General features: G+C 52.6%; 11 protein-coding genes. 1 reads left to right on the forward strand and 10 read right to left on the reverse strand.

Annotation, left to right across the window (positions count from 1 at the left end; all coding sequences use genetic code 11):
- Position 1 precedes the first annotated feature (1 nt).
- The 5 genes from hutG to hutU form a co-directional block, all read right to left on the reverse strand.
- Positions 2-952 carry a formimidoylglutamase gene (hutG, locus tag D9741_RS16925; RefSeq protein WP_130214968.1) on the reverse strand — a complete coding sequence of 317 codons (951 nt, stop codon included), beginning with the start codon at positions 950-952 and terminating at the stop codon, positions 2-4.
- Complete coding sequence (hutI, locus tag D9741_RS16930; RefSeq protein WP_130214970.1) at positions 952-2,163, reverse strand: imidazolonepropionase; 1,212 nt, start codon at positions 2,161-2,163, stop codon at positions 952-954. Before hutI ends, hutG begins: the two co-directional genes overlap by 1 nt.
- Positions 2,160-2,741, reverse strand: a complete 582-nt coding sequence (locus tag D9741_RS16935) for a HutD family protein (protein ID WP_240725554.1) — start codon at positions 2,739-2,741, stop codon at positions 2,160-2,162. The genes hutI and D9741_RS16935 overlap by 4 nt, the downstream gene beginning before the upstream one ends.
- A 10-nt stretch (positions 2,742-2,751) precedes the next feature.
- Positions 2,752-4,161: a cytosine permease gene (locus D9741_RS16940; protein WP_130214974.1), complete on the reverse strand. Its 1,410-nt coding sequence runs from the start codon at positions 4,159-4,161 to the stop codon at positions 2,752-2,754.
- A gap of 163 nt (positions 4,162-4,324) precedes the next feature.
- Positions 4,325-6,022, reverse strand: coding sequence for a urocanate hydratase (hutU, locus tag D9741_RS16945; protein ID WP_130214975.1), 1,698 nt, complete (start codon positions 6,020-6,022; stop codon positions 4,325-4,327).
- A 763-nt stretch (positions 6,023-6,785) separates the two neighbouring features.
- On the opposite strand from hutU, the gene D9741_RS16955 reads away from it, so the two are divergent.
- Entirely contained in the window at positions 6,786-8,183 is a 1,398-nt protein-coding gene (locus tag D9741_RS16955; RefSeq protein ID WP_130214978.1) for an RtcB family protein, read from the forward strand.
- Positions 8,184-8,280: 97 nt separating this feature from the next.
- Here D9741_RS16955 and sucD read toward each other — a convergent pair whose 3' ends face one another.
- The 5 genes from sucD to sdhB form a co-directional block, all read right to left on the reverse strand.
- On the reverse strand, positions 8,281-9,150 hold the full coding sequence (gene sucD, locus D9741_RS16960) for a succinate--CoA ligase subunit alpha (protein ID WP_000025458.1): 870 nt from the start codon (positions 9,148-9,150) through the stop codon (positions 8,281-8,283).
- On the reverse strand, positions 9,150-10,316 hold the full coding sequence (gene sucC / locus D9741_RS16965; protein ID WP_001048602.1) for an ADP-forming succinate--CoA ligase subunit beta: 1,167 nt from the start codon (positions 10,314-10,316) through the stop codon (positions 9,150-9,152). The genes sucD and sucC overlap by 1 nt, the downstream gene beginning before the upstream one ends.
- Positions 10,317-10,861: 545 nt before the next feature.
- Positions 10,862-12,079: a 2-oxoglutarate dehydrogenase complex dihydrolipoyllysine-residue succinyltransferase gene (gene odhB, locus D9741_RS16970; protein WP_130214980.1), complete on the reverse strand. Its 1,218-nt coding sequence runs from the start codon at positions 12,077-12,079 to the stop codon at positions 10,862-10,864.
- Positions 12,080-12,093: 14 nt separating this feature from the next.
- Complete coding sequence (sucA, locus tag D9741_RS16975) at positions 12,094-14,895, reverse strand: 2-oxoglutarate dehydrogenase E1 component (RefSeq protein ID WP_001181473.1); 2,802 nt, start codon at positions 14,893-14,895, stop codon at positions 12,094-12,096.
- Between the two features lie 266 nt (positions 14,896-15,161).
- Positions 15,162-15,878, reverse strand: a complete 717-nt coding sequence (gene sdhB, locus D9741_RS16980) for a succinate dehydrogenase iron-sulfur subunit SdhB (protein ID WP_064528883.1) — start codon at positions 15,876-15,878, stop codon at positions 15,162-15,164.
- Between the last annotated feature and the right edge of the window lie 11 nt (positions 15,879-15,889).

Raw genomic sequence — 15,889 nt, forward strand, 5'->3', positions numbered from 1 at the left:
TTTAATTTGTTCTATCTGTTTTCCCCCGCCGGACAATACTGGTCACCAGGCGAGCGGCTACTTTCGCGGTTAAATTATCGCGGTCCAGGTCCGGGTTAAGTTCGGCAATATCCGCCGCAATCAACTTCTCGCTACCGGCGATTAAATTCACAACGGCTTCAGTAATATTTAACGGCACGCCTAACGGTGATGGCGCAGAAACGCCTGGCGCCTGATAACCGGGTAAAACATCGAGACAAATCGTTAAATAAATGGCGTCACACGCCTGAATATCTGCCGAGAGCGCATTAGCGACCTCATGCAAACCACGTTCAAATTGCAGAGATTCGTCCAGCCAATAACGCACACCGAGACAATCAGCGCGATCAAATAACGCCTGAGTATTGGCAAAACGACTTATTCCCAGCACGCGATAATTAAACGGTTTGCCATGCTGCGCGTTCCACTCTTGCATCTGACGAAACGGCGTACCTGAATTGGCTTTTTCCGCCATCCGTAAATCAAAATGCGCGTCAAGGTTCACAATCAGTAACCGCCGAATATCAGGACGCGACTGCATAATCCCCTGAAATGTTCCCCACGCCACTTCATGACCGCCACCCAGAACCACCGGTAAACTGCCGCGCGCAATGGCTGTAGCTACGTTGGCCGCCAGACGATTTTGTGCGGATTCCAGCGCGTGGTCCTCGCTTTGTACATCGCCCATATCGAAAATAGCGCCTTCACAGAGCACCGGCATATTTCCCAACATGCTGCGCAACGCGCCCGGTCCGCCTGCTGCACCCGCTCGCCCACCATTACGTTGCACCCCGTCATCAACGGCAAAACCAATCAGCGTACAACCGCCGTGGCTTTGTTCACTAAACGGTTGCACATGCTGATGCCAGCGAGTGCTGATGCCGATTTCCTGCGAGTCAACACGCCCACTCCACGGCAATAATGTTTGCTTCATTACCAACTCCTTTTTCCGCCGACAATAAGCCCCTGGCAAGGCTGATGCCCAAACCTGTAAGCCAGTTCACGTGGATGGTTAAGATCCCAGACCGCCATATCCGCCCGTAATCCCGGTGCAAGTTCACCCCGGTCAATAAGTCCAAGTGCCTTTGCCGCATTACACATAACGCCCTGAACGGCTTCCAGCGGCGTCATGCGAAACAGCGTACAGGCCATATTGATCATCAATGGCAATGACATATTGGGAGACGTTCCGGGGTTATGGTCCGTGGAGATAGCAATCGGCACGCCCGCTGCCCGCAAAGCGGCAATCGGCGGCAGATGGGTTTCGCGCAGGAAGTAATAAGCACCGGGGAGCAGTACCGCCACTGTTCCAGCTGCTTTCATGGCGGCGATACCCGACTCGCTAAGGTATTCCAGATGATCGCAGGAGAGTGCAGAAAACGCCGCCGCCAGCGCAGCGCCTTGCTGGTCAGAAAGCTGTTCGGCATGCAGTTTTACAGGCAATCCATAGTGTTGTGCTTTACTGAAAACGCGCCGTACCTGGTCTGGGCTAAAGGCGATGTTTTCACAAAAAGCGTCAACCGCATCAATAAGCCCCTGTTCATGTAAGACGCCCATCCAGTCGCAAAGCGCCGTAATGTAATCATCACTGCGCCCGGCAAACTCTGGCGGCAAGCTGTGCGCCCCAAGAAACGTAGACTGAATACGTAATCCTGTAGATTCCTGTAAGCGGCGGATAACGCGCAAACAGCGCGCTTCATCTTCCAGCGTCAAGCCATAACCGGATTTTATTTCCAGCGTACTGACGCCTTCACGCAACCAGTTTTGTAGTCGCTGCGCCGCCAGTTCAAACAGTTGTGTTTCGCTGGCCGCCCGCGTGGCATTGACGGTAGATAAGATCCCGCCGCCCGCTCTGGCGATATCTTCATAAGCCACGCCTTGCAGCCGCATCTCAAACTCACTCGCCCGCTGGCCGCCATACACCAGATGCGTATGGCAATCTACCAGACCTGGGGTCAGCAACTTACCCCGCAGGTCGTGTTCCTCTGTAATGTCAGCCGTCAGTTCGCGAGGGATCTGCGTGGCCTTGCCAAGCCAGACAATAGTGTCGCCACGGCTGATTAATGCACCATTTTCAATCACTCCCCAATCGTTAGCGGAAAGCGTCGCCAGCGTGGTATTTCGCCAGAGCGTTAATGCACTCATAAGGATTTTTCCCCTCGTAGATAATAAAGCCACCAGCCCGCCAGCTCACCGACGGAGACTTTTTTCCGTGGTACGAAACGCCAGGGCTTGCCATCAGGCGCAACCAGCCATAACAACATATTTGCCGCGACAAACACCCTTTTCTCGCCGCTTATCCACTCCCCTTCACACAGCGTGAACAGGCCCGCTTGCGCAAGTGACGGAGGAAGCCAGTCAACGGCACTTTGCACCCGCAACATCCCCGTATCGCCTTCCCGCGCCATGACATTGAGATCGCGAACTGCACCGCCCAGCAGCTGGCAATCTGGCATGGCTTCTCCGTGAAAAATTAAGGCGGGATCGTGACGTTGCAGGTTGATTATCGAATCGGCAAACGTCAGCCTCACCCCTTCCCCATCGAGAATGGCGAGGCCACGTACCACGCCAGGCCACGCCGAAAAAGGGCCGTCCTGGCTGACATTGGCCATACTGATGCGTAACAGCCAGTTTTCATCATCAGGCCAGGCATGCAGTTGTCGCGTAAAACCCCCGCCGTTGCGCCACGGTTGCAAGGGCTTATCCATTGCAGATATCAGCATTGGTTCCATTTTACGACTCGGGATAAATAGTCTGTGCAGGAACGCTGGTAGTACGTTTTGCCCACGGGTAATAAATAACGGCAGTCATTAACAAGCCGATAATCCAGGAAATATCCGCCCCGCCCATCAGTACAGAAATGGGTCCCTGATACAGTTTTTGATTCAGGAAGGGGATCTGCACCAGCACACCAATTCCGTAGCAAACCAACGCGGTTTTGTTATACGCTCCATAGCGTCCCTCCGGGGTATAAAGTGCCGGAATATCGGTTTTACCTTGTGAGATGAAGTAGTAGTCGATGAGATTGATGGCGCTCCACGGCACAAATACCGTCAACAGCAGCAGAACGAAGTTTTTGAAATTATTCAAAAAGTCTGCGCTTGCCGCCAGCGCGACGACCATCGACAACAGCACGAAGCCCACAACGTAGGCAGCACGAACACGCTGTGAAACCTGGCTGCGATTGTTAAAGGCGCTGACGGTCGCCAGAATCGACATAAAGCCGCCGTAGGCATTCAAACAGTTAACCGTCAGTTTGCCGCAAACAATTACCGTATAAATCAGAATGGCAAACGTTGGTCCGGCTAAATCGCCCATAAAACCAACCTGATCTTTCAGGAAGTTAGCACCGCAAGCAGCAACAAGAACGCCAAAAGTCATGGCACATTGCGCGCCAAGCGTGGTTCCCAGAAAGGTGGCAAAGAAGATTGATTTTGCTGGTGTATCAGAGGGTAAATAGCGGGAATAATCAGAGGCGTATGGTGCAAACGTTAATTGCCATCCGGCTGAGAGTGCAATCGTTAATAAGAACACCGATAAGCTAAATGGCTTTTGACCAAATGCCGCAGCCACATCGTAGTGACCGCTAAGTTGAGTGGCCAGGTAAATAAACCCCAGAATACTTAATATCCCTGCAACACGGCCAACGACGTGAATAAGTTTATAACCGACCAATGCGATCATCGCGGTAAGCATGCCGAAAATAATAATTCCGGTCGATGCTGACTCAAAACCAAATATCCGGTTAATCGCCTGACCGGATAATACCGTACCCGTCGCGGCAAATCCGAGATACATAATAATCACCATCAGTAACGGTAGCGCCGCTCCTTTGACGCCAAAGCGGATACGACTGGAGATCATCTGTGGTAATCCCAGCTTTGCCCCCTGTGACGAGTGCAATGCCATAACCGCGCCGCCGATAATATTACCGATTAATAAACCAATAATTGCTGACATGGCTTCAGAGCCAAAAATAATCGCTAACGCGCCGTCCACCACGGCGGTAATTTGTAAGTTAGCACTTAGCCATAAAGTAAACTGGCTGGAGGGCGCGCCGTGGCGAGCGGACTCAGGAACGGCGTTAATCGTATTTGATTCTAATACTGGTTTTTTACTGCGGATAGGGCTGCTTGATTCCATGAAAAAGTCTCCTGCAAAATGAGAGGTCATTTTTTGAAACAGCAATAGAGGGTCGAGAGATATTTCTCTCGACGATGTAATGAATATTTTTGATAATTATTGTTATACAGGCGGATGACTTCCCGCCTGTATTAGCGCAAATATTAAATAACAACGTTAATATTTAGCGAATCATCGGCAATTTCAGACCATAATTTTTGGCACATTCAATTGCCGCCTCATAACCCGCATCCGCATGACGCATAACCCCGGAAGCACAATCATTCACCAGCACACGCGCCAGACGTTTTTCGGCTTCTTCGCTACCATCGGCAACAATAACCATCCCGGCGTGTTGTGAATACCCCATCCCGACGCCGCCGCCATGATGCAGAGACACCCACGTTGCTCCACCTGCGGTATTGAGCAGACCATTGAGCAACGGCCAGTCAGAAACCGCGTCACTGCCATCGAGCATGCTTTCAGTTTCGCGGTTCGGGCTGGCGACAGAACCGGTATCAAGATGATCGCGACCAATCACAATCGGTGCTTTTAGTTCACCGTTGCGCACCATTTCGTTGAATGCCAGCCCCGCCAGGTGACGCTCACCAAGCCCCAGCCAGCAAATACGTGAAGGAAGCCCCTGGAAGGCGATACGCTCACGCGCCATATCCAGCCAGCGATGGGTCAGTACGTTATTGGGGAATAGTTCTTTAATTTTGGCATCGGTTTTATAGATATCTTCCGGGTCACCAGACAACGCCACCCAACGGAACGGGCCTTTGCCTTCACAAAACATGGGACGAATGTAAGCAGGAACGAAGCCCGGGAAATCGAAGGCATTTTGCAGACCTTCGTTGAAAGCCACCTGGCGGATGTTGTTACCATAATCGACAACCGGGATCCCCATCGCCTGGAAGTCCAGCATCCCCTGAACATGCGCCACGCAACTCTGTGCCGCTTCTTTTTGCAGTCTGGCGTGCTGTTGTGGATCCTGCTGTGCAGCACGCCATTGTTCTACGCTCCAGCCCATTGGCAGGTAACCATAGACCAGATCGTGAGCGGAGGTCTGGTCGGTCACCAGATCCGGTTTGATCGCTCCCTGATGCGCACGTTTCACCAGCTCAGGAACAATTTCCGCCGCATTGCCTAGCAGCGCGATAGAAACGGCTTCTTTGCGTTCGGTGTGGTATTTAATCAGCGCCAGTGCATCATCAAGATCTTTCGCTTGTTTATCGACATAACGGGTACGCAGACGGAAGTCGATGCTACTTTGCTGGCACTCGATATTTAATGAACAAGCTCCCGCCAGAGTCGCCGCCAGCGGTTGTGCACCGCCCATACCACCGAGCCCCGCGGTCAGGATCCATTTTCCACTTAGCGAATTGTTGTAGTGCTGGCGACCTGCTTCGACAAAAGTTTCGAACGTTCCCTGCACAATGCCCTGACTACCGATGTAGATCCACGAGCCAGCGGTCATCTGGCCGTACATGAACAGACCTTTGCGATCCAGTTCATTGAAGTGATCCCAGTTGGCCCATTGCGGCACCAGGTTAGAGTTGGCAATCAGCACGCGGGGCGCGTCAGTATGAGTTTTAAACACGCCCACGGGTTTACCGGACTGTACCAACAGCGACTCATCAGGCTCGAGATTTTTGAGCGATTCGAGGATCTGGTCGAAACATTCCCAGTTACGCGCCGCGCGGCCAATGCCACCGTATACCACCAGATGCTGTGGATTTTCGGCTACGTCGGGATCAAGGTTGTTCTGCAACATCCGATAGGCAGCTTCGATCTGCCAGTTTTTGCAATGCAGTTGAGTTCCTTGTGGCGCATGGATGACGCGACTGGTATCAATACGAGGGTCTGAAGGCTTACTCATGAATCTTCTCCTGTTACTGGATAAAATTAAATGCTGTCATCGCCCAGAAAAAATGAGCGAAGGAATACAGAAACGGTTTATATAATCTCCGTTTATAATTTCGCATTATCAATTCATTTGGTGAATTTCATTTGTTATGGAATATTCACCCTGAATGTAAATTCAAAAAAACTGCCAACGCTTTGTATGCGATTTCAATATGCTTAATTTAACTTTTGGAAAAAGTGATATTGTTGGCAAAATATTTTCTCATTTGAACATATGAATATGATGAGATTGCAAGATGTCTGTAATTTAATTATCCGGAGAAATGCGTTAATAACAACCAGACATTAGCATAACACCAGGTAATCCGACACCACACAGTGCGCATAACACGATGATATTTAAAATAAGATCTTCATTATTCGTCATAAAAACATGTTGTATTATCATCAATAATTCATTTGTTTTTATCCCACTTTGATAATTAAAAAACGGCAAGCAATGGATAGTTACCGCCGTAAGAACAGGCGTAAAAATAACTCTTAAAATATATATTCTGGGAGTTATCATCTTTCATATTTTACAATCGGGTGTCGATAATTCACCACCTTTATAACAACAACCCTCTTTGGCAATCTGTATTTTTATCTTGTATTTATCGTCATTGCTGAATACACTACGCGCGTTTTCTTTCCCTTTTGCTGGCTGCTGACCGGAAAGACAAAATTACCCTCGCAATACAGGGGGTTGATTAACGTCTATATTTCAGGACAGCGTTATGCATCATCTTTCGAGGCTTGATAAAGCCTTTCTGCGCAAAGGGATCCAACTTTCCCGCGCCAACAATATTGTTTCATTATCTCGTCCATCAGGAGCCAGAGCCCACGTACTGCTGCCGGACGAACTGCCGCTAGAAGAAAAAGCAGTGACACAACTTCTTGATTTTGCAGAAGTGAAGCTACCAGATCATCCAGGTTATGTACGCCAGACGTGCGCGACGCCAGATTTTCACCCCGGCAATGGCGTCCCCGTTGGCGCAGTGGTGGCCTCAACGCCGGATTTAGTCATTCCCGCCGCCATCGGCACCGATATTTCTTGTGGCATGCGACTGCTGACGACTGGATTAACACTTGAGCAAGCCGAAGCGCATAAAGACGTCATCACTCAGCGGTTAACACAAGTGCTACTGCAAAATGAGCGCGATGTTCCGTTATCCGCACGAGCGTTCACCGCGCTTTTTGATGGCGGACCGGCAAATTGTGTGTCGGCCTTGCCATCAGCGGGTCTCTGGACACGCACGAATATCCCCCGGATGATGCAAGAGATTGATCGCTGCATTGGGCTGAACGAGCATAACAGTCATTCGCGTTATGCCCCACCCGCCCTGCTGGCAACGGACCGCGCATTACTCCGCGATCCTTGTCTTGGTACGCCGGGTTCAGGTAATCATTTTATTGAACTTCAGGTGGTTGATAGCGTGGTCGATCGCCATGTGGCCTGGCAACAAGGGCTGAAAATGGGCGATATCGTGGTGATGATCCATAGCGGATCGCGAGATGTCGGCTTTTACGTCGGACGACGCTGGATGGATCGCGCCCGTGCAGCCTGGCCCGCCGGGCATAAACATCCACAAAGCGGATTATATGCTCTGGGCGGTGAGCTGGCGGAGGAATACCTGCAGGCTATGGGAATGGCGGCGCGTTACGCGTGGTTAAATCGCGTGACCATTGCGGAAATGGTTCGCGTATGTTTTGCCGATTTATTCCATCAGGATGATTCACATCTGGTGGTGGATGTGCCGCATAACATCATCCTTCGCGAGCATGAAATGAATATTCATCGCAAAGGCGCAACGCCGGCACGCGTGGGCGATCTGGCGTTAATCCCCGGATCAATGGGCGATTATTCGTGGCTTGCGGTCGGTTGCGGCAACCCGCAGTGGCTGTGGTCATGCAGTCACGGAGCAGGACGCAGCCAGCGTCGGCAGACCATGCGCTCACGCGCGACTGAAGAGTCAGCGCTGCCGTGGCAATGCGTCACATTGCGCGAAGAACGACGTCTTGAAGAAGCGCCAGCTGCTTATAAAGATATTGGTCCGGTTATCGAAGCCCAACAAGCAGCCGGATTAATTCAACATGCGGTCAGATTTCGACCGTGGTTAACGTTTAAGGCATAAAAAAGGCCATCATACGATGGCCAACCATGTCGAAACCGACAGCCCTTCGCCATTCCTGTAGAGGGAAGCGGCGAGGGCTATTTCTTATTACAGATATTTATTTCAGAACAGTTTTCAGTGCTTCACCGATATCCGCCAGGCTGCGAACGGTTTTCACGCCTGCGGCTTCCAGAGCAGCGAATTTCTCATCCGCCGTCCCTTTCCCACCGGCAATGATGGCACCGGCGTGGCCCATACGTTTGCCTTTCGGCGCAGTCACACCAGCGATGTAACCCACAACTGGCTTGGTAACGTGCTCTTTGATGTACGCAGCCGCTTCTTCTTCAGCGCTACCGCCGATCTCACCGATCATCACGATCGCTTCGGTCTGCGGATCTTTTTCGAACATTTCGAGAATGTCGATAAAGTTAGAGCCAGGGATCGGGTCACCGCCGATACCGACACAGGTCGACTGACCGAAACCGTAATCCGTGGTCTGTTTAACCGCTTCATAGGTCAGTGTACCGGAACGGGAAACGATACCCACTTTACCCGGTTTGTGAATATGACCCGGCTGGATACCGATTTTGCATTCACCCGGAGTGATTACGCCCGGGCAGTTCGGGCCGATCATACGAACGCCTGCTTCATCCAGTTTCACTTTCACAGTCAGCATATCCAGCGTCGGGATGCCTTCAGTGATGGTGATAATCAGTTTGATGCCTGCATCGATAGCTTCCAGAATGGAGTCTTTGCAGAACGGTGCTGGTACGTAGATAACAGAAGCGGTAGCGCCAGTAGCAGCAACAGCTTCACGCACGGTGTTGAACACCGGCAGGCCGAGGTGGGTTGTGCCGCCTTTACCTGGAGTTACGCCGCCAACCATTTTAGTGCCATATGCAATGGCCTGTTCAGAGTGGAAAGTCCCCTGGCTACCGGTAAAGCCCTGGCAGATAACCTTGGTGTTTTTATCAATTAAAATGGACATTATTTCCCCTCCACTGCGGCAACAACCTGCTGAGCTGCATCCGTCAGACCTTTTGCTGCAATAATATTCAGGCCGCTGTCAGCCAGTTTCTTCGCGCCGAGTTCGGCGTTGTTACCTTCCAGACGTACCACGACCGGTACGTTAACACCCACTTCCGCTACCGCGCCGATGATACCGTCAGCGATCAGGTCGCAACGAACGATACCGCCGAAGATGTTAACCAGAACGGCTTTCACTTTGTCGTCAGAGAGGATGATTTTGAACGCTTCGGTTACACGTTCTTTGGTTGCACCGCCGCCCACGTCAAGGAAGTTAGCCGGTTCGCCGCCGTGCAGTTTAACGATGTCCATCGTACCCATCGCCAGACCTGCGCCGTTAACCATACAACCGATGTTGCCGTCCAGCGCAACGTAGTTCAGTTCCCATTGTGCAGCCTGTGCTTCACGCGGATCTTCCTGCGACTGGTCACGCATTTCGCGCAGATCAGGCTGGCGGAACAGTGCGTTGCCGTCAGCGCCCAGTTTGCCGTCGAGGCAGATCAGATCGCCCTGTTTGGTGATGACCAGCGGGTTGATTTCGATCAGCGCCAGGTCGCGCTCCAGGAAAATGGTCGCCAGCCCCATGAAGATTTTGGTGAACTGCTGAACCAGTTTACCTTCCAGACCCAGTTTGAACGCCAGCTCGCGTCCCTGATACGGCATCGGGCCAGTCAGCGGATCAAGCGCAACTTTGTGGATCAAGTGCGGAGTTTCTTCCGCCACTTTTTCGATTTCCACGCCGCCTTCGGTGGAGGCCATAAAGACCACGCGACGGGAACTACGGTCTACAACGGCACCGAGATACAGCTCTTTAGCGATATCGGTCGCCGCTTCAACCAGAATCTGGTTAACCGGTTGGCCATTGGCATCTGTTTGATACGTTACCAGACGCTTGCCCAGCCAGTTTTCTGCAAAAGCACGGATGTCTTCTTTGCTGTTTACAACTTTCACACCGCCCGCTTTACCGCGGCCACCAGCGTGAACCTGACATTTCACTACCCACGGACCGGCACCGATTTTTGAAGCGGCTTCTTCTGCTTCGCGCGGAGTAGTACAGGCATAACCCACCGGTGCTGGTAAGCCATAGCGGGCAAAAAGTTGTTTTGCCTGATATTCATGTAAGTTCATGTGTTCTGTCCATCCTTCAGTAATCGTTATCTTTTAAACCGTAGACCGAATATTACGTATCGCTTCCGGGCATTGTCGGTCACCCGTAGGCCTGATAAGACGCGTAAGCGTCGCATCAGGCATCGCTTGTCGGATGCGGCGCGAGCGCCTTATCCGACCTACATCGGTGATCCCCGTAGGCCTGATAAGACGCGCAAGCGTCGCATCAGGCATCGCTTGTCGGAGGCGGCGCGAGCGCCTTATCCGACCTACATCGGTGATCCCCGTAGGCCTGATAAGACGCGTTAAGCGTCGCATCAGGCATCGCTTGTCGGATGCGGCGCGAGCGCCTTATCCGACCTACATTGGTGCTCCCCGTAGGCCTGATAAGACGCGCAAGCGTCGCATCAGGCATCGCTTGTCGGATGCAGCGCTTGCGCCTTATCCGACCTACCCAGGTGGTCCCGTAGGCCTGATAAGACGCGTTAAGCGTCGCATCAGGCTTCAATTGCCGGAGAAGGCGATAATGTCTTATCCGGTCTACAGTGCAGGTGAAACTTAAACTACTACACGTCCAGCAGCAGACGCGTCGGATCTTCCAGCAACTCTTTGATCGTTACCAGGAAGCCCACGGATTCGCGACCATCGATCAGACGGTGATCGTAAGACAGCGCCAGATACATCATCGGCAGGATCTCAACCTGACCATTCACCGCCATCGGACGATCTTTGATAGCGTGCATACCCAGAATTGCGCTCTGCGGCGGGTTGATGATCGGCGTAGACATCAGGGAACCGAACACACCACCGTTGGTGATGGTGAAGTTACCACCGGTCAGATCTTCAACCGTCAGCTTGCCGTCACGGCCTTTAACAGCCAGCTCTTTGATTTTCTTCTCGATGTCTGCCATGCCGAGGGTATCGACATCACGCAGTACCGGCGTCACCAGGCCGCGCGGCGTAGAAACCGCCATGCTGACGTCGAAATAGTTGTGGTAAACCACGTCATCGCCGTCGATAGACGCATTCACTTCCGGGTAACGTTTCAGGGCTTCAACCACCGCTTTCACGTAGAAGGACATAAAGCCCAGACGGATGCCGTGACGTTTTTCAAACGCTTCACCGTACTGCTTACGCAGATCCATAATCGGCTTCATGTTGACTTCGTTGAACGTGGTCAGCATGGCGGTGGAATTTTTCGCTTCCAGCAGACGCTCTGCCACACGCTTACGCAGGCGAGTCATCGGGACACGTTTTTCGCTACGTGCAGCCAGAACCGGTTGCGCCGCCGGAGCAGCCGCTGCCGGTGCAGACTCTTTCGCCGGGGCTTTCGCCAGATGTTTTTCCACATCTTCACGGGTCAGACGACCACCCACACCGGTGCCTTTAATGGCGCTGGCGTCAAGATTGTGTTCAGCCAGCAGGCGACGGATCGCCGGGCTTAACGCATCGTTGTTTTGCTCTTCCAGAGACGCCTGTTGGCGTTGTGCCGGAGTGGACGCTTTCTCTTCAGATTTGGCGCTGGTTTCTTTACCGGCGCTGTTGCCTTCACGCAGGCGACCAAGGATCTGACGAGACGTTACCGTTGTACCTTCATCTTCCAGAACCGCATCCAGAATGCCGTCTGCTGATGCCGGTACTTCCAGTACCACTTTGTCAGTTTCGATTTCTACCAGCACTTCATCACGTACGACTGCGTCGCCGGGTTTTTTATGCCAGGTTGCGACGGTGGCATCGGCTACGGATTCAGGCAGGTCAGGGACCAGAATATCTACGCTACTCATTGTGTATCCTTTATTTATTCGACGTTCAGCGCGTCATTAACCAGATCTTGTTGCTGTTTCTGGTGAACGGACATATACCCTACCGCCGGAGAGGCGGAGGCCGGGCGGCCTGCATAACGCAGAGAAGCCCCAAACGGAATCACTTCACGGAAATGATGCTGGCTGCAGTACCATGCGCCCTGGTTGAGCGGCTCTTCCTGGCACCAGACAAAATCCTTGACGTGAGCAAACTGCTGCAACACTTCCTGCATCGCTTTATGCGGGAACGGGTAGAGTTGCTCGATACGCACAATGGCGACATCGTGTTGATTGTTCTTACGACGTTGTTCCAGCAGGTCGTAATAAACCTTACCAGAACACATCACTACGCGCTTCACGCCCTTCGGATCAAGCTCGTCGATTTCACCGATGGCTGGCAGGAAGGTGCCGTTCGCCAGTTCTTCGAGGCTGGAAACCGCCAGCGGATGACGCAGCAGGGATTTCGGCGACATCACGACCAGCGGACGACGCATCCCGCGCAGCGCCTGACGACGCAGCATGTGGTAAACCTGTGCCGGGGTAGACGGTACGCAAACCTGCATGTTTTGCTCAGCACAAAGTTGCAGATAACGTTCCAGACGCGCGGAGGAGTGCTCTGGCCCCTGCCCTTCGTAACCGTGCGGCAGCAACATCACCAGACCACACATCCGGCCCCATTTCTGTTCGCCAGAGGAGATGAACTGGTCGATAACCACCTGCGCACCGTTGGCGAAGTCACCGAACTGTGCTTCCCAGATAGTCAGAGTGCGTGGTTCTGCGGTGGCATAACCGTATTCAAACGCCAGCACGGCTTCTTCAGACAGTACGGAGTCCCAGACACGGAACGCGCCCTGGCCGTTATGGATATGTTGCAGCGGCGTGTAAGTGGAACCGTTAGACTGGTTGTGGATCACCGCGTGGCGGTGGAAGAAGGTACCGCGACCGGAGTCTTCACCCGACAGGCGAACCGGAATGCCTTCGTCAACCAGCGTGGCGTAAGCGAGGTTTTCCGCGCCGCCCCAGTCGAACAGTTTCTCACCGGCTGCCATTGCCTGGCGATCGCCATAAATCTTGGCAACGCGAGACTGCATTTCAACTGCTTCCGGCACCGTGCTGATGCGTTTCGCCAGCTCCTGCAGGCGCTTCATCTCAACTTTGTTCGGGTACTCTTCGTCCCATTCGTGGTTGAGGTACGGCGACCAGGTGAAAGAGTGCATGTTCATCGGACGCCACTCTGCCACTACGCAATCGCCAGCATCCAGCGCATCGCGGTACAGGTTAACCATCTCGGTGGCATCTTCCAGCGTCGCCACTTTTTCCTGCTCCAGCTTGTCAGCGTAGATTTTGCGCGGTGTCGGATGTTTTTTGATTTTCTGATACATCAGCGGCTGGGTTGCGCTCGGCTCGTCGGCTTCGTTGTGGCCGTGACGGCGGTAGCACACCAGGTCGATGAAGACATCACGTTTAAAGGTGTTACGGAAATCGAGCGCCAGACGGGTCACAAAGGCAACGGCTTCCGGATCGTCCGCGTTAACGTGGAAAATCGGTGCCTGAACCATCTTACCGATATCAGTACAGTACGGCGTAGAACGGGCATCCAGCGGGTTAGAGGTGGTGAAGCCAACCTGGTTGTTGATAACGATACGTACCGTACCGCCAACTTCATAACCACGCGCTTTCGACATGTTCAGGGTTTCCTGAACCACGCCCTGCCCGGTTACTGCGGCGTCACCGTGGATGGTGATTGGCAGCACTTTGTTGCTGCTTGGCTCATCAAGTCTGTCCAGACGAGCGCGAACAGAGCCGATAACTACCGGGCTTACAATCTCAAGGTGAGATGGGTTAAACGCTAGCGCCAGGTGCACCAGGCCGCCATCGGTCTGGAAGTCAGACGAGAAGCCCATATGGTATTTCACGTCGCCCGTGCCGAGGTGTTCTTTATGTTTACCTGCAAACTCGTCAAACAAGTCTTGCGGTTTTTTACCCAGCACGTTCACCAACACGTTCAGACGACCACGGTGCGCCATCCCGAGAACCACTTCGCGGGTGCCGCTGTTGCCAGCGTGGCGGATCATCTCTTTAAGCATCGGGATTAACGCGTCACCGCCTTCCAGCGAGAAGCGTTTTGCGCCAGGGAATTTTGCGCCGAGGTAACGTTCAAGGCCTTCAGCAGCGGTCAGTTCGCTTAAGAAGCGTTTTTTCTCTTCGCTATTGAAAGTCGCGCGACCAGACTCGATACGCTGTTGGATCCAGCGTTTTTCTTCGGTGCTGGTAATGTGCATATACTCGGCGCCAATCGGGCCGCAGTAGGTTTGCTTGAGAGCTTCCAGCAACTCGCCGAGTTTCATGGTTTCTTTGCCGCTGGCAAATGAACCGACGTTGAAGGTCTCCTGGAAGTCTGCTTCGGTCAGATCGTGGAAAGACGGATCCAGATCGGCCACTTTATCTTGCTGCCACAGTCCCAGCGGATCGAGATTCGCATGCTGGTGACCACGGAAGCGGTATGCGTTAATGAGCTGCAGGACTTTAACCTGCTTCACATTGGTGTCAGGGTCGGAGATCGTTGAAGAGTAACGTGAAGCGTCTTTCGCCAGGCGGCGGAAATATTCACGCGTTTGAGAGTGGAATTGATCCGGTTTGACTCCCGTACCAGGTAACTGCTGGAACGTCGAACGCCAGTTAGCGTCAACCGAGTCAGGATCGGTTAAGAAGTCTTCATAGAGCTGTTCTATCCAGCTCTGGTTTGCGCCAGAGAGGTAAGAAGAGTCCAACCAGGCTTTCAAAGCGCTGTTCTGCATCGTGATCCCTTAAGCATCTTTTTTATGCTTACTTCGCCGTGGATACTACCACGCACATTTCATATCAGATGTGCGTGCCGGGGTTCACTTGTTGCGGACTTGTCGTGTTTTCTGCGTCCGCTAAGGAACCTTTAAAAACTGTCTTAGTGTCAGGGGCAGTTTTTAAAGATTTCCTGCATTTCTTTTGTAGGCCGGATAAGGCGTTCACGCCGCATCCGGCACTGGTTGCCTGATGCGACGCTTGCGCGTCTTATCAGGCCCGGGGTTTATGCATTACGCTGCAATAACATCGACTTGATATGGCCGATGGCGCGCGTCGGGTTCAGCCCTTTCGGACATACACTGACGCAGTTCATGATGCTGTGACAGCGGAATACACTGAATGCATCACTCAAACCGTCGAGGCGCTCGTCAGTCTCGGTATCACGGCTATCGATCAGGAAACGATATGCCGCTAACAAGCCTGCCGGGCCGATAAACTTATCGGGATTCCACCAGAAAGACGGACAAGAGGTTGAACAACATGCGCAGAGAATACATTCATACAGCCCGTCGAGTTTTTCGCGCTGCTCTGGCATCTGTAAATGCTCACGAGCTGGCGGATTTTGCCCATTATTCAACAGGTAAGGTTTGATTTTCTCATATTGCGCATAGAATTGTCCCATGTCTACCACCAAATCGCGGACAACCGGTAAACCAGGTAACGGGCGAATTACAATTTTCTTACCCGGCTGGTTGAGTGCCGAAATTGGGGTAATACAGGCCAGACCATTCTTACCGTTCATGTTCAGACCGTCGGAACCACATACCCCTTCACGACAGGAGCGACGGAACGACAGGCTGGGATCTTTCTCTTTCAACTGGATAAGCGCATCCAGCAGCATCATGTCGCGACCTTCATCCGCTTCCAGGGTGTAATCCTGCATACGCGGAGCATCATCAACATCCGGGTTATAGCGATAAATTGAAAACTCGAGTCTCATTTTCCTGTCTC

This window comes from Escherichia sp. E14V7, assembly GCF_004212225.1.
Lineage (GTDB): Bacteria > Pseudomonadota > Gammaproteobacteria > Enterobacterales > Enterobacteriaceae > Escherichia.